This is a genomic window from Aporhodopirellula sallentina SM41, assembly GCF_000346505.1.
Classification (GTDB): Bacteria; Planctomycetota; Planctomycetia; order Pirellulales; family Pirellulaceae; genus Rhodopirellula; species Rhodopirellula sallentina.
Genome location: NZ_ANOH01000399.1, coordinates 22,335 through 37,141, shown reverse-complemented (window position 1 = coordinate 37,141; position 14,807 = coordinate 22,335). Strand labels below are relative to the sequence as shown.

13 protein-coding genes are annotated in these 14,807 nt (G+C 57.2%); 11 read left to right on the top strand and 2 right to left on the bottom strand.

The features are described 5' to 3' along the window. Positions 1 to 1,803 (bottom strand): glycoside hydrolase family 95 protein (locus RSSM_RS25695; RefSeq protein WP_008686696.1); only part of this gene is annotated, 1,803 nt, incomplete at its 3' end. Between the two features lie 357 nt (positions 1,804 to 2,160). On the opposite strand from RSSM_RS25695, the gene RSSM_RS25690 reads away from it, so the two are divergent. From RSSM_RS25690 to RSSM_RS25640, 11 genes are all read left to right on the top strand, one after another. Beyond that, a complete protein-coding gene (locus RSSM_RS25690) occupies positions 2,161 to 3,126 on the top strand; it encodes an AAA family ATPase (protein ID WP_008686695.1) in 966 nt (321 codons plus the stop codon). Between the two features lie 106 nt (positions 3,127 to 3,232). Beyond that, positions 3,233 to 4,165 (top strand): DUF58 domain-containing protein, encoded by a 933-nt coding sequence (locus RSSM_RS25685; protein WP_236621388.1) that lies wholly within the window; start codon positions 3,233 to 3,235, stop codon positions 4,163 to 4,165. After that, positions 4,162 to 4,644: a DUF4381 domain-containing protein gene (locus RSSM_RS25680; protein ID WP_008686693.1), complete on the top strand. Its 483-nt coding sequence runs from the start codon at positions 4,162 to 4,164 to the stop codon at positions 4,642 to 4,644. Before RSSM_RS25685 ends, RSSM_RS25680 begins: the two co-directional genes overlap by 4 nt. A 25-nt stretch (positions 4,645 to 4,669) precedes the next feature. Then, positions 4,670 to 5,719 (top strand): VWA domain-containing protein, encoded by a 1,050-nt coding sequence (locus RSSM_RS25675; protein WP_236621389.1) that lies wholly within the window; start codon positions 4,670 to 4,672, stop codon positions 5,717 to 5,719. Continuing rightward, on the top strand, positions 5,716 to 6,645 hold the full coding sequence (locus RSSM_RS25670) for a vWA domain-containing protein (RefSeq protein ID WP_044303647.1): 930 nt from the start codon (positions 5,716 to 5,718) through the stop codon (positions 6,643 to 6,645). Before RSSM_RS25675 ends, RSSM_RS25670 begins: the two co-directional genes overlap by 4 nt. Beyond that, positions 6,642 to 7,235: a tetratricopeptide repeat protein gene (locus tag RSSM_RS25665; protein ID WP_008686690.1), complete on the top strand. Its 594-nt coding sequence runs from the start codon at positions 6,642 to 6,644 to the stop codon at positions 7,233 to 7,235. Before RSSM_RS25670 ends, RSSM_RS25665 begins: the two co-directional genes overlap by 4 nt. 146 nt (positions 7,236 to 7,381) lie before the next feature. Further along, the gene (locus RSSM_RS25660; protein WP_008686689.1) at positions 7,382 to 8,635 is read left to right on the top strand and encodes a BatD family protein; all 1,254 of its coding nucleotides are present in this window, start codon (positions 7,382 to 7,384) and stop codon (positions 8,633 to 8,635) included. Between the two features lie 404 nt (positions 8,636 to 9,039). Beyond that, on the top strand, positions 9,040 to 9,675 hold the full coding sequence (locus RSSM_RS25655; RefSeq protein WP_008686687.1) for a sigma-70 family RNA polymerase sigma factor: 636 nt from the start codon (positions 9,040 to 9,042) through the stop codon (positions 9,673 to 9,675). 5 nt (positions 9,676 to 9,680) lie between these two features. Continuing rightward, on the top strand, positions 9,681 to 12,449 hold the full coding sequence (locus RSSM_RS31975) for a serine/threonine-protein kinase (RefSeq protein WP_236621387.1): 2,769 nt from the start codon (positions 9,681 to 9,683) through the stop codon (positions 12,447 to 12,449). After that, positions 12,436 to 13,593: a hypothetical protein gene (locus tag RSSM_RS25645; protein ID WP_008686685.1), complete on the top strand. Its 1,158-nt coding sequence runs from the start codon at positions 12,436 to 12,438 to the stop codon at positions 13,591 to 13,593. The genes RSSM_RS31975 and RSSM_RS25645 overlap by 14 nt, the downstream gene beginning before the upstream one ends. 361 nt (positions 13,594 to 13,954) lie before the next feature. Next, complete coding sequence (locus tag RSSM_RS25640; protein WP_236621386.1) at positions 13,955 to 14,359, top strand: TspO/MBR family protein; 405 nt, start codon at positions 13,955 to 13,957, stop codon at positions 14,357 to 14,359. A 51-nt stretch (positions 14,360 to 14,410) separates the two neighbouring features. Here RSSM_RS25640 and RSSM_RS33390 read toward each other — a convergent pair whose 3' ends face one another. Next, a complete protein-coding gene (locus RSSM_RS33390) occupies positions 14,411 to 14,767 on the bottom strand; it encodes a hypothetical protein (RefSeq protein WP_201767236.1) in 357 nt (118 codons plus the stop codon). Positions 14,768 to 14,807 lie beyond the last annotated feature (40 nt).

Sequence of the window (14,807 nt, the reverse complement as noted above, 5' to 3'; positions counted from 1 at the left end):
TGTGTCGTGAATGTTGATTTCGCGACCCGGCGAGACGCCCCACAACGGCGCTAGTTGTCCGCTGACGCGGGGCTGTTCTGCCTGAAACGCCCACTCCATGATTCGGCCGGTGTCAGGATCGATTTGGTTGGGACGTAGCCGAGAGATGATGTGTGTCCATGTTTCACATTTGTCGGTATCGGTGCCGAGTGTTTGGGCGGCTTGGATGCAATTGGAAAACAAATCCCGGAGAATTTGGTTGTCCATCGTCGGTGCATAGGTCAGTCGTCCGAGCGTGCCGTCTTTCTTGCGAAATGTTTGCTCAAACGAGATTGCCGGACAGGTGGCGAGGTGCCCGTCCGGACCCTCGATCAGATAGTCTTCATAGAACAACGCGGCTTCCTTCATCGTGGGATAGGCGTCACGGAGATAATCTCGGTTTCTCGAGAAGTCGTAGTGTTCCCAGATGTGCCGGCATAGCCAGGCCGACCCCATCGGCCAGAGGCCGTGAATCGCTGTATCGACGGGGGCGGCGCCACGCCATAGGTCAGTGTTGTGATGGGCGACAAAGCCACGGCAACCGTAGTGTTCCGTAGCAACCCGTCGACCCGTGACCCGCAGGTCTTCGAGCAACGCGAGTAGCGGTTCGTGACATTCCGGCAACGCGGTGGTTTCCACCGGCCATGTGTTGAGTTCCGCATTGATGTTTAGCGTCCATTTGCCACCCCACGGGGCGTCGAGCCCTTCGGTCGGCCAGATGCCGACGAGGTTCAATGGCTGAGTGCCAGGGCGTGCGCCGGAGATATTCAGGTAGCGGCCGTATTGGAACAACCGTTCTTCGAGCAACGCGGACCGCTCTCCCTGAATTACCTTCTCGAGCAGCGTGTCGGTTGGTGTTTCGCGTTCCGCCGGAGTTGCCTTCAGGTTGAGTTGGACGCGGTCGTACAGCGATCGGAAGTCGGCAACATGCCTTCTTTTCAATTCGTCGAACGAGCTATCGCTGGCGTTTGCAAGGGCGCGTTGGCAGCGCTGGGGCGGGGAGGCGGAGACGTTGTGGTGGTTCACGTAGTTCGTCGCGGCGGCCAATATGATGACGACGGAGCTTGCATCTTTGATTTTCAAACCGCTATCGGCGTGTTGAAGCGTGCCTCCGTTTTGCAGAACACACATGCGACTCTGGAATCGGATCGCGTCTGCGTTCCCGTTGATGACGAGTTCGTTGGGGGAACCGGCCGATACCGAGCAGCCTGGATGAAGCGAGTCGAAGGCGGCGTTCATCGTGATACGGTGGTTTTGATCACATTGGATCCGGATCGCGATGACATCGTCGGGATGGGACGCAAAGATCTCGCGAGTAAAGACAGCGTCGTTGATGCGATAGCGAACGGTTGCGGTTGCGTCGCTCATGTTGAGCTGACGTCGGTAGTCTTGCGGGCTATCGTGACCGGGGAACTGCAGATGCAGATTTGCCAGCATCTGAAACTTTTTCTGGTTTTTGGGAATCCCCAATAAGTGTTCGGCACCGAACTCGGCTGCCTCTTCATATTTCTCTGTAAGGATCCGTTTTCGGAGTTCGGGCAGGTACTGATGCGAACCCACGTTGGTGTAATCGTGGGGGCCGCCTGACCAAACGGTATCTTCGCTGATCACGATTTTTTCATTGGCGACGCCACCAAAGATCAGCCCTCCGATGCGACCGTTTCCGATCGGTAGGCTGGTCAACGGGTTCGTGCCGGGCTGTTCATACCAGAGCGTGTCTGCTGTGGCGGTTGTGTTTCCCGCGAATAGGAGTGTGAGCAGAATGAGAATGGCTAGCTTTTTCATCTGAAAACTCGAATGTGGAACTGCTTGCCTGCTGATCGAATCGTCTCCGTAGACTCTTGTTTTCGTGGATTGTATTCGATTGGCTCTGTAAACGGATGACAATGGACCGGCGAATTTGATTCGCGCGAAGCGGGCTATTGATTTCATGCAGGTATGCTGCGACAACCATTGGTACGGTGTCTTATCTACGTTGATGTTAGAAGATCGTCGCGAGGCTGATGAGATGGAGTCTGATGAGATGACGCGCTGATGAGATGACGCATCGTGAAGAGAGACAACGCGGTATCTTTGTAAAACGCCTGAGTGTGTGTCTCAGGTGATTCATGATATGACGAAGTTCTTTTTGATATTGGGACAATGGAGATGACGACACCACGTGAGGCGGTCGATTCGATTTCGAAAGCGATGAATGCTGCGGTGATCGGGCAGGAGACCGTTGTGGAGCGGTTGTTGATCGCGCTGTTGGCCAATGGACACGTGCTGATGGAGGGATTGCCGGGGACGGCGAAGACTCGTTCGATCAAAACGCTGTCGCAGTTGATCGAGAGCGAGTTCAGCCGGGTGCAATTCACTCCGGATTTGTTGCCTTCGGACGTGACGGGTTCCGAAATCTACCGTGAGCAGACGGGAGATTTTGAGTTTCAGTCGGGGCCGATCTTTGGGAATCTGATCCTCGCCGACGAGATCAACCGGGCACCGGCGAAAGTGCAGGCGGCGCTGCTCGAGGCGATGGAAGAGCGGCAGGTTACGGTCGCGGGCACAACTCATCGGTTGCCTGAGTTGTTTTTGGTGTTGGCGACACAGAATCCGATCGAGCAGGAAGGCACGTATCCGTTGCCGGAGGCTCAAATGGACCGCTTCATGGTTTATGTGCAGGTCCCTTATCCGCCGGCGGAAAATGAGCTTCAAATTCTGCGGTTGGTGCGGTCGGAGATTACCGGCGGACATACCGTTTCCGAGCGTGCGAGCAAAGAACTCGTGTTGGAGGCACGGCAGCAGGTCAACGCGGTGCACGTCGAGCCGTCGGTCGAACAGTACATCGTGGATTTGGTGATTGCGACACGGGAACCCAAACGGTACGGGGACGAATTGGCTCGGTTGATTCAGGTGGGGGCGAGTCCGCGGGCGACGATCGCGATGGACGCCGCTGCCCGGGCGAGGGCTTGGCTGCGCGGTAACGACTTTGTGTCGCCCGAAGATGTGCAGGCGGTGGCTCCGGCGTGTCTCGCACACCGTGTGCATCTTTCATACGAAGCGGAAGCGGAATCGATGACTCGCGAAGGAGTAATCGGTCTCGTGCTCGAGAAAGTTGCCGTTGGTTAACGTTGGAAGCATTCCAAAGAGTGGTTCGTCAGTGACCGTCTGATCCGAAGGCAGGTTCATGTTCAAAAGGTTGTCAACGATGTTGCCTGGGGGCACGGAAGTGCCAGTGCCAGTGGCATCGCCGAAACGGTCGGGGGACGTCTATCCGACGCTCGAAGGTCTCGCGCGGTTGCGAGTCGACGCGAAAGGGTTTTCGTTGTTGCCTCGCCAACCGGTAAACAGTCTGCTCAGCGGTCGACACGCGTCGCGATTGCGGGGCCGTGGGCTGACGTTTGAAGAACTGCGTGATTACCGGCCCGGTGACGACATTCGTACGATCGATTGGCGGGCGACCGCACGACTGCGAAAGACTCACGTTCGGGTTTATACGGAGGAACGCGAACGTCCGGTGTTGCTCGTCGTGGACCAACGTTCGAACATGTTTTTCGGATCGGCGCGAACGACAAAAGCGACCGCCGCGGCGGAACTCGCTGCGTTGGCCGCATGGGCTTCGTTGCACGCGGGGGACCGTGTGGGGGCAATCATCTTCGGTGATGACGAGGTCGTGGAAGTGCGACCGCAACGCAGTCGCGAAAACGTGCTGCGGATTTGTCACGAGTTGGTTCGCATGAACCGCAAACTGTCGTCATCGAGCACGCCGTTGAACGCCGCCAACCTGAATGAAGCTTTGCGGCGTGCGGTCAACGTGGCTAACCATGATTTTCTGATTGTGTTGGCAACGGACTACATCGGCAACAACGACGACACGCACCGGCACGCGACTCGTTTGGCCAGTCACAACGATGTCCTGGCCACGTTGGTTTATGATCCGCTCGGTGTCAGTCTTCCGGAGTTGGGCGGTGTCGATTTAACAGACGGTTCGCAGGCAGCTACCGTTGACGTCGATTCAAAAGTGAACGAGCGGTTTGTCGAGGAGTTTCGTCGATTGTCGGAAACGATTCGGACGCGTCTGCGAGCGATTCGGATTCCGGTGTTGCCGATCTGCACTCATGAACCCATCGCCGGACAGGTGATGACGGCACTGGGAGAGCGTCGATGATGTTGGACGCATCGAGTCTCGATCAATTGCGTGATGTCGCCGTCCCACCGCCGGTGTCGTGGTGGCCGTTGGCACCGGGGTGGTGGGTGCTGATTGCCGTGGTGGTCGCTGGGGTGGTGTTTGGTGTGCTCAAATGGCGCCGACATTGGCTCGCCGATGCGTATCGACGCGACGCGCTCGAGGCGGTCGATCGTGCGTCCACAGATGCGGCGATCGTTCAGATCCTGAAACGAACGGCAATCGGTGCGGACACTCGGTCTCATGTCGGATCGCTTACCGGGCGACGGTGGTGTGATTGGCTTTCCGCGACCGGCGATGCGTCGATGACTGACGAGACCGCGGAACGCATCACGGTGGGCGTGTACCGCGATGGAAACCGGCGCACACCGGAACTCGCTGACTTTGCAAAGCGATGGATCCGGACGCATCGTATGAACCCGTCACAACCTGAGTCGCCTCAACAAGCGGGAGGTCGATAGGATGTTGACGTTTGCTCATTGGTGGATGTTTTGTGTGGCCCCTTTTCCGTTGTTGGTGTACTTCGGAATGCCGGCGAGGGTAACTTCTCGTCCGTCGATTCGAGTTCCCTTTCTGACGCGGCTGTTGGCATCACGTGACGACACGGGAGCGGTCGATCGCGGCAAAGTGAAGTCGTATGGGGCGTGGGCGATCGTTTGGTTGTTGATCATTTTTGCCTTAGCGAGACCCCAGTGGCTCGAGCCGCCGATCGAGCGAATCATCCCGACTCGAGATTTGTTGCTGGTTGTGGATTTGTCGGGGTCGATGGACCACAAAGATTTCACTGATGACACGGGATCGACGGTTGATCGGCTGACCGCGGTGAAGCAAGTTGTGGGTGACTTCCTGACGCGTCGCGAAGGTGACCGCGTGGGATTGGTGGTGTTTGGCAATTCGCCGTTTTTGCAGGTGCCGTTCACGACCGACCTGCAGCTCTGTCGTCAGTTGCTCGACGAAACCGATGTCGGCATGGCTGGTCCCCGCACCGCGCTCGGCGATGCGATCGGGCTGGGCATTCAGTTGTTTGACAGCAGCGATGCGCCGACGAAAACGATCATCGCGTTGACCGACGGGAACGACACGGCGAGTTCGGTGCCTCCGGTGGAAGCGTCGCGAGTCGCACGAGATCGCGAGATCACCGTCTACACGATCGCGGTCGGAGATCCAACAACGGTGGGCGAGGAAAAGATCGACCAGGAAGCACTTAAACAGGTCGCCGAAACAACCGAAGGTGAGTTCTTCTTGGCTCTCGATCGGGACCAACTCGTAAAGATCTACGAGCAGATCGATCAGATCGAAACGCGTGAGGTGAAAACGGTCAGCCATCGGCCGCGGCACGATTTGTTCTATTGGCCGCTCTCAATCGCGTTGGCATTTTCGCTCGTCACGCACATTTGGCCGCTAGTGCGATCGCGACGTCAGCGGTCGGTAGCACCCAAGGCTCGGCTGCGAGTGAATTCGCGGACGTTCGAGTTGCAGACCGTGGACGAATTTCAACACGCCGGCGGCGAGAAAGCGGAGGTGGTGCAGCGATGAGTGAGTTAACTGCGTTTCATTTCATACGCCCGTGGTGTCTGGTGTCTGTGGCGATCGCGATAGTCGTTTGGTGGTTTTATCAGCGAGCGAGTGATCCGTTTCACCAGTGGCAAAAGGTGATCACGCCGGACCTGCTCGACGCGGTCACGGTCAATCAGGATCCAACACGTCAGTGGCGGAGTATCGCTTTGTTGATGTTTTGGTGTCTTGCGGCGATCGCCATCGCGGGGCCGACATGGCGTCCCGAACCGTCTCCTTTTGCCGATGATCCTGTGCCGGTGATGTTGTTGCTGAAGTCGGGCGAGAGCATGAACGAATCGGATTTGTCGCCCAACCGGATGGAGCGAGCGAGGTTGAAGGTGGTCGATTTCGCGAACGCGAGAAAGGGACAACCACTCGGTTTGATCGCGTACGCGGGATCGGCACACCTCGTTCTGCCGCCGACACGCGATACCGGTGTGGTCGCGACGATGGCGTCCGAAATCAGTCCTGAGATCATGCCCACGCCGGGCGATCGACTTGGTTCCGCGTTGCAACTCGCCGCCAAAACGCTCGGGGATGGCGGTGGATCGATTGTGGTGGTGACCGATACGATCCCGACGGGCGAGAATTCGCAATACGAATCGTTTGTTTCGGAGAACCGAGCGAGCATTGAAATTCTGGGGATCGCTCGGGAGGGGACTCCTGAAAGTAATGATTTATCCAAAGCCGCGTCCGCCCTGCGAGCCGACGTGACCCTGATCACAGCGGACTCCACCGACGTCGAGGGAATTGTCCGGCGCGTTGCCGACACACCGATCGCGGTGTCGGTGGACGGGGAGGGAACCCGGTGGGCAGAGATGGGGTGGTGGTTGGTGCCCGTGATCGCGGTCGGGATGTTGACTGTGTTTCGTCGCGAAGAACAACAGCAGGAGCAAACAACATGAAAACCATGTTTTGGGGTGTGCTGTTGGCCGGGATCGCGTGGGGGCATCTTTGGTTCTCGCCCGATCAACAAGCTCAACGGTTGATGGACCGGCAGGAATATGCGGCCGCCGCCGAAGCATTCGAGGATCCGATGCGGTCGGGTGTTGCCTGGTACCGGGCGGGTGAGTTCGAGAAAGCCGGGCAGGCGTTTGCAAGAGTTGCGACTGCCGAAGCGGAATACAACCGCGGCAATTGCCTGGTGATGCTCGGTCAGTACGAACCGGCGATCGAGCGGTACGATCGGGCATTGAAGCTCAAGCCGGATTGGCAGGACGCGATCACAAATCGTGATTTAGCTGAGGCGAGAGCGGCGAAATTGAACAACGAGGGCGGTGACATGGGAGACCAACGACTCGGTGCCGACGAGATCCGTTTCGACAAGAAGAAAAACTCAGAAGGCCAGAGCACGGAAGTGAGTCAGGAAAAGGCGATGTCGGATTCGGCGATGCAGGCGTTGTGGCTGCGTCGGGTTCAAACCAAGCCAGCGGATTTTTTGAAAGCGAAATTCGCCTATCAAAACGCGGGACAGTCTCAGCCGGAGGAAAAGTGATGGCTGTTACTTTTTTGAGTGTTATTGGTTACCGGAAAGGCTCAGGCTCGCAGAACCTGTGCCGCCGAGTTTTTCAACGGAAATCGGCACACGTTCGATCGTTGAGGAGGCTCGTCGCGTTAATTTTTGTCGCATCGATTCTGGGTTTGGCCGGCGACGTTGGTTTGCAGGCGGCGGATTCGTTGAAGGCATCGATCGAAAAGGAAACCGCGTGGACGGGGGAACCCGTTCCGTTGATCATCACGCTGTACTCACCGGGGCCGTTTGAGGGCACCGCCGCTTTTGATTTTCCCGAATTGCCGAAAACGGCGATTATTGCGATCGGCAACCCGGTGGTGGGAAGCGAAGACGTGGGCGACGATTCCTTTCTGACTCAACGGCATGAGTTCAGCATCTCGACTCAACAGACCGGAACCGTCGTCCTTCCTCCGTTTTCGGTTCGCTTTCGCGGGAAAGAATCTTTTGTGGGCGACGCGAAGGATGTTATCGCAAAGACGCCGAAGCTGCAGTTTGAGTCCAAACGTCCACCGGGCACCGAGTCGCTCGGTATCGTAGTGTCTACCGAAAAAGTGGACACCCAACAGAAATGGGATCCGGATCAATCGACGGATTCGAACGACCCGAACCAGGTGCAGGCCGGTGATGTGATCGAGAGAACCATCACCCGCCGCGTGTCGGGGTGCAGTGCGATGTTGTTGCCGCCGGTCAGTACGCAGGCTCCCGAGGGAGTGCAGGTGTATTCTCGCGACCCGGTCGTGGAAGACAAAATTGATCGCGGTGAGCTGAAGGCATCACGAACCGAGACGATCAAGTATCAATTCCAACAAGCGGGGACGTTTGAACTACCCGAGATCACGTTCCGTTGGTGGGATCCGAAATCCGAGAAGCTGCAGGAGAAGACGCTCGAAGGAACGACCGTTGAGGTTGCTGCACCGCCACAGCAAACCGCAGCGGCGGATTGGAATGCGGAGATGAGTGGTGACGACAAGGATGCCAACACTTTCCCCGCGTGGGCCGTGGCGGTTGGATTTTTGATCGTCGCAGGTCTCTTGTATCGACCCTTGAAATCCGCGTGGGACGCTTGGCAAGTCCGACGCCGGTCGCGGGAGTTGATGATCGCACGTGAAGTCCGTTCAGCGTGTCGTGCCAATGATGCACCGGCTGCCTATGCGGCTTTGTTGCAGTGGTGCGGTAGTAGTTCGTCGGATGAACCGGTAACGCCGAGCGAGGTTTTGGGTGAACCGTGGGAACATTTGTCGGCTCATCTGTATGGAGCTACGGGAACGGCAAAAAGCTGGTCAGGCGAACCACTGCTCATCGGTTTCGAAGCGGCTCGCAAGCAACGCCGACATCGCGTGCGAGCGGAACACGGATCGGCACTACCGTCGCTCAATCCATGACGCGTTGACGCGTGTTCACGGTTTGCGATGGTGACGATCTCATTGCGTTTTGACCTCGTGCCTTGCCTTGGTAGCCACGCAGCCGACACGAAGGCTTGTTTTGCAAGCAAAGATGCCATGGTTTGGCGGCTGACCGTTCGGCGGTGGTGTCCTATTTGGGAAGGGGGAAGCGGTAGACCGGTGAGAGTCTGTTCGACGGCCGGTTGCTGTTTTCCTCGCAAATCGCGGGCAATCGCGTGGCGGTCGGGCGACTCGAGGGTACTGTTCGCTCGCGTAATCTGCCGTCGGGGCGGCGTGATTCTTGGGATCACACTAGCCGTTTGGAAAAATATGGTGAGAATTCTCTGACGGCACAGTGACACATTCCTGACGGGGCGGCCTGGGAAACTAGCGGGCTGATTGAGGTGACAGTAACCGATCAACAGCACGCGACCCATCTCCTGCGACTCGCCCGTGATGGCGACGCGGAGAGCTTGGAATGTTTGTTGTCTAGTTACATCGGGTACCTAAAGGTGTTGTCCCATTCGCAGTTGGATCCGCGAGTCCGTGTTCGGTTGTCGGCGTCTGATTTGGTTCAAGAGTCGTTGCTCGAAGCTCATCGTGATTTCCAGAAGTTTGCCGGCACCACGACGGCGGAGTTCACCGGTTGGCTGAGGCAGATTCTCGTGCACAACGCGGCGCGGGCTGTCGAGACGCATCTGTTGGCGGCCAAGCGAGACCACCGACGCGAGCATTCGCTCGACACCTTGCGACGGGCCGCTGATGAGTCGCACGCGAGATTGGATTCGATGACTGCTGTTCACCGACGTGGTCCGGCCTCGGAGGCCGAGCACCAAGATGACCTCACTGTTCTTTCAAACGCTATCGAGAAATTGTCACCGGAGTATCGCGATGTGATCGTGCTTCGTCATGTCGAAGGGCTCGCGTTTGCCGAAATCGCCGTTCGGATGAATCGATCTTCGGGCGCGGCGAGGATGTTGTGGATGCGGGCGATTGAAAAACTACGTGATGCGATGAGTGATGAAAGCGGTGTGCAATGAAACCAATGACTGATCAAACATTAACTCTCGATTTGTCGAGTCTTCCGGTAAACGATGCTCTTCCGATCAATGAAGCCTGCACCGGTGACGGTTCGGAGCCGAAGTTGCAGGAGAAAATTGCCGAGCGACTCGATCAATACGCGAGTCTATTGGAGGACGGTGAGGAAACGGCCGCAGAAGCGTTCCTGCGCAAACACCCTGAGTTGCAGGCCGAAGCGGGCGGTCACCTCGAGAGTTTGCAGTTGCTTTGCCGGATGTCGCGATCCGCCGCCAAGCCAGTGGATCCCGACGAATCGCTCAGCCGGCCGCCGACACTCGGCGACTATGAGTTGCAGGGCGAAATCGGCCGCGGCGGGATGGGGATCGTTTACGAGGCGATTCAGTTGTCGCTGCGGCGGCGGGTGGCGTTGAAGGTGTTGCCGTTTGCCGCGGTTTTGAACCAAGACCAGGTCGCCCGTTTTCGCAACGAGGCTCACGCGGCCGCGTCGCTGCATCATCCGCACATCGTTCCCGTTTACGCGGTCGGGTGTGAACGCGGCGTGCATTACTACAGCATGCAACTGATCAACGGCAATACGCTCGAACAGACGCTCGACGAACTGCGAACGATTAGTGGCGACTCCACCGTGGCGTCGGCCACTTCGCTCACCGAGAACGTCGAACCGCCGAGTTCGACGGTCGTCAATCGTGGCGGCACCACGACGCTGCGATCGGTTCGCCAACGCGACGGTGTGCGTGCGATTGTCAAAATGTTTGTCGACGTTGCTGACGCAATCGACTACGCACACGAACAAGGCGTGATTCACCGGGACATCAAACCGTCCAACCTATTGGTGGACGCGGCCGGGAAAGTTTGGGTGGCGGACTTCGGATTGGCGCGTTGTCGCGACGCGGGGAACCTGACCGCGGAAGGGAAAGCGATCGGTACGGCGCGATACATGAGCCCCGAGCAAATCATGGGGCGTCCTCAAGAAGTCGACCATCGCACGGACATTTACTCACTCGGCATCACGCTCTACGAACTACTGACACTGCAACCGGCGTTCGGAGGTAGGTGCCGGCAGCGATTGATGGAGACGGTCGCGACGGAACCGCCTGTCGCACCACGACGAATCAATGCGGCGATACCGACGGATTTGGAAACGATCGTGCTCAAGGCGATCGCGAAATCGAAAGACGACCGATACTCGACGTGCGGCGAACTCGCCGAAGACCTGCGACGGTTTTTAAGCGGGCAACCGACGCTCGCTCGTCGGCCGAGTCGCGTGGATGTTGCGTTCCGGTGGGCCGTTCGGCATCGGACCGCGGTAATGACTTCAGTGGGATTCTTGTTGGTCGCGATGGTTGGATTTGCCGCCGCGACCGCGATGGTTTTGCATCACAGCCGGCAGAAAGACGTGGCATTGGATCAGGCACGCCATCACTTGAATCAAGCTCATGCGACGGTGCAGCGGTTCGGCGGTTTGACGGTCGATCGGCTCACTTCGATCGAAGGTACCGGCGAATTGCAGCGTGACTTGTTGACCGAAGCACGCAACTACTTTGTTGATTTTGCGAACTATGCATCGGGCGATTCTCGGTTCCGTAGTGAACTCGCCAAGGTGCAGTTTTTATTAGGTGCGACCGAGTGCCGGTTAGGGAACCTGGAATCGGCCGAGGCTGCTTACCTGTCCGCCGCTGAAGGATTGCAAGCGGTGTTGGAGGAAGGTTCTGCCGACGTTCAAACCCAATCCGACCTCGCATTGTGTGTGCACAACCTTGCTGCGTTGCATAAAGATACGGGGCGATACAAAGAAGCCATTGCCGAATATGAACGTGCCACCACCCTGCACGAACGAGTGATGTCGCATACAGATGTTCCTGACGAAACGGTGGCGAATTGGGGGGCAACCCAGACCAATTATGCGACGTTGTTGTGGGAGAGCGGAGAAGCGAACGACGCCATCCGACGATTGCGTGATGCGGAGGTCGTGCTCGAACGTCACCTCGATGGTCAGGAAACAAATCGCTACACGCGGCAGCAACTGATCGAGTGCCGCAACACGCTCGCCGGTTTATTGATGGACGATCATGCCGACGAAGCCGAGCGGTTGTTGGAGGAGAACATCGCATCCCTGGCCGCAACAGAGCATTTGGAAGAGACCGAAGGTTCGTTTTGGTCGAACGCCGTGGCGCTGGCTCCGGAGTGTCAATTGGCGATCGCTCAGAGCAACCTGGCATCGCTGCTCGGCAAGCAACAGCGAACCGAGGAAGCGATCGAGCTGACTCATACGTCGATCGAAACCTTTCGCAACGCGATGCGGCGACGTCCGGAAGACACGGCGTTGCAGCAGCAATTGGCGATCGCACAAAACAACCTGGGGCAATTGCTGTGGAACCAGGGCACGCGTCAGGATGCCCGCTCGGCTTTCTTGGAAGCGGAGAAAGGTTTTAAAGCACTGTGTGAATCGCAGGCACAGGAGCCTCAATTGTTGAGCCGGTTCGCCGGCGTGCTGCACAACCTCGGCGTTCTCGACCAACAACAAGGGCAACTCGATAGTGCCGTTCAACGGCTCACCGAAGCGATGGAGTATCAAGCGTTGGCCGTTCGGATGGCTCCGTTTCATCAAGGTTATCGCCAATATCTCGAACGACACAACGAACTACTTGATCAGATCCTGCGTCAACTCAAACAGAAAACCGAAACGACGCAGAAGTCCGTCAGCGGCGATTGTCCGCCGACGTTGAAGATACAAGCGGCGTCATGCAAGGAACGCGAATATGTTTTCTCATAAAACCAAAGTTCGAAATCGGACTCAATTCCGGAAGCGTCGATTGCTCGAGCGATTGGAAGGGCGCTTGATGCTGGCCGGTGATGTGAACGTCGGCAACTATGTCCTCGGCGGCGCGGCGGTTTCGTCGGATCACTGCGAAACGAATCCCCCCGCGGTGTACCAGGACAGCAGTTTGTCCGGCGGTCTGGATACCCAGGATGATTCCGCTGTCGAAGAGAAGTTCGTGGATTTCGGATCCGATCAACCCGTCTTGGAACATCCCGATGTGGATGTGGGGGAAACCGCCGATCCGGAAGATTCATCGAATGAAGTGGACGTCGAACTCGACGTCGATGATCAAGACGACGATGACGGATCGACGACGTTCGTTGAAACCCAATTCTCCGATCCGCAGGAAGTGCATGCGGATTCGGAAGCAGATGATGGAGACCCGAGCAACGATCCGATGATCGTCTTGCATGCTATTGACACTCAGGCGAGCAAAACGAAAGGGAGTTCCGATGCAGGTTTGTCCGCTTCACTAAGAGCCAGCGAGTTGGATCGGTTTCATTACTTCGCCGAAGGTTCGGTCGATGAGCGGTCCGAGGATGAGTTGCTCAGTCGCGAGCCGCTTCACAATCACCTGCGACGCGACTCGTTTGTCGCGATGTCGTTGCTCGAGCCGAACCAGTCTGAAGTCCAGCCGTTTCCTCCGCGTCCTTCTGCGGAGCAGGTCGCCAGACACAACGTTGTCGACCCGCAACGTGCTTCCGAACCGGGACGTGAGCAGACTGGGCGGGGCGTCCGTGTGATTGATCGCATTTTTTCTGCTCAACCCGGAGTGGACCAATGGGCGGTCGCGACCCTGACCGACGAAGCGATCGCGGCCATGTTTGCGGTGGAGTCTGACGTAGCCGATGACTCGGTGACGCGGCAGCACGCCAACACGGTAGAGGCCGTCGATCGGAAAGCTACACGCGAAGTTTCTGTTGCGTTCGACGAGAGCGTTGGAAAAACGAAAGACAGCCACTCGCAACAAAAATCAGGGGTTCAGTTCGCGGCGCTCGTGTTCATGTCGACCCTGCTGACGCAGCGTGGAGGTTTCTTCCATGTGCGAACCGATCCTATTCGGTCATCCGAAACCACAACCAACAACATTGTCTAGAGCATTTTGAAATCGGACCTGTCCGATCCGTGTAGGTGGATTCGCCAGCATTCAGGTCACTGAACTCTGGCGACATGTTCATGCGTCATTCTGAAACACGTTCTCGGAGAAAACAAAACATGAAGTGTCCGCCGCTAACGTGAATGCTCGCGTTGCATACGGCGGCAAAGATGTTCGGTTGAGCCTTGGGCAGGTTCATTTTTGGTGACACCCGGATTGATGACGATGGTGACATCTTGGATCGACGTGTAGGATGGCGGCAGAGGAGGTTCGCCGATTCTAGCTCTCAGTGCAGAACGGTGATTCCGATGACATTTCTAGAAACGCAGCGCGTGACGCGATCGTTGAACAAGGCAAAAAGATGGACAGCATCGGTTGGAGAGAGTGGTACGAGGCGCTCGCGAAACCGGCCTGGACGCCGGAGCCATCGACGATCGGTTTGATCTGGCAAATTCTCTACCCGATCATCCTTGTCACATTCGGGTACGTCTTTGTGCAGACGATTCGTGGGCGGATACCATGGAAGGTGGCGGTACCGTTCGCTGTGAATCTGGTCGCGAACATCTTTTTCACACCGATTCAGTTTGGGTTGCGGAATTTGCCTCTCGCGGCGATCGATATACTCGTGGTGTGGATCACGATCCCGGTCATGATGTGGCTCGTGTGGCGGCATTCCCGATGGATCGCGATCGCCCAAATTCCTTATCTAATCTGGGTATCGATCGCGACCGTGTTACAGTTGTCCATCACGGCTTGGAACCTTTAAGCTCCGTCGGAAACGGTTTGGATACGCTCTGCCGTTTTGTGCAACGACCACTCAGTGAGTAATCGTCTCGTCCGATGCGGTTGGGATGGCCGTGTTCGAAATCACGTCGTCAGGGTCGGACGTGAAATGATCCCGACAGAAACTGCTGCACATGCAGGCGGTGTAGCCGTGTGCTTCCGCGGTGAGTTCGGACTTCCCGTTCATCGAGAGTTGGCAGACGTAGCATTTGCCGATCACGTGGTCTTCCTTGCCGTCGAGTTTGTCAGCGGAAGCCAGCGCGGCCAGGATTTCCTGGCTCGGTGGAGGGCCGTCAGTGGTGGAGGCGGTTTGAAGATGCTGCGAAGAGTCATCGCAGCCTGCCAGCGCGATCATGCCGAGCATGACCACGCCGCAAAAGCGAGATTTCATATTTCGATCCTGTTTCGGAAAGGGGGCAAAGTCAGCGAAA

Excerpts from the sequence above, each read along its gene's own strand:
- RSSM_RS25690 (WP_008686695.1), top strand. The coding sequence starts at position 2,161 with ATGGAGATGACGACACCACGTGAGGCGGTCGATTCGATTTCGAAAGCG.
- RSSM_RS25680 (WP_008686693.1), top strand. The coding sequence starts at position 4,162 with ATGATGTTGGACGCATCGAGTCTCGATCAATTGCGTGATGTCGCCGTC.
- RSSM_RS25675 (WP_236621389.1), top strand. The coding sequence starts at position 4,670 with ATGTTTTGTGTGGCCCCTTTTCCGTTGTTGGTGTACTTCGGAATGCCG.
- RSSM_RS25670 (WP_044303647.1), top strand. The coding sequence starts at position 5,716 with ATGAGTGAGTTAACTGCGTTTCATTTCATACGCCCGTGGTGTCTGGTG.
- RSSM_RS25665 (WP_008686690.1), top strand. The coding sequence starts at position 6,642 with ATGAAAACCATGTTTTGGGGTGTGCTGTTGGCCGGGATCGCGTGGGGG.
- RSSM_RS31975 (WP_236621387.1), top strand. The coding sequence starts at position 9,681 with ATGACTGATCAAACATTAACTCTCGATTTGTCGAGTCTTCCGGTAAAC.
- RSSM_RS25645 (WP_008686685.1), top strand. The coding sequence starts at position 12,436 with ATGTTTTCTCATAAAACCAAAGTTCGAAATCGGACTCAATTCCGGAAG.
- RSSM_RS25640 (WP_236621386.1), top strand. The coding sequence starts at position 13,955 with ATGGACAGCATCGGTTGGAGAGAGTGGTACGAGGCGCTCGCGAAACCG.
- RSSM_RS33390 (WP_201767236.1), bottom strand. The coding sequence starts at position 14,767 with ATGAAATCTCGCTTTTGCGGCGTGGTCATGCTCGGCATGATCGCGCTG.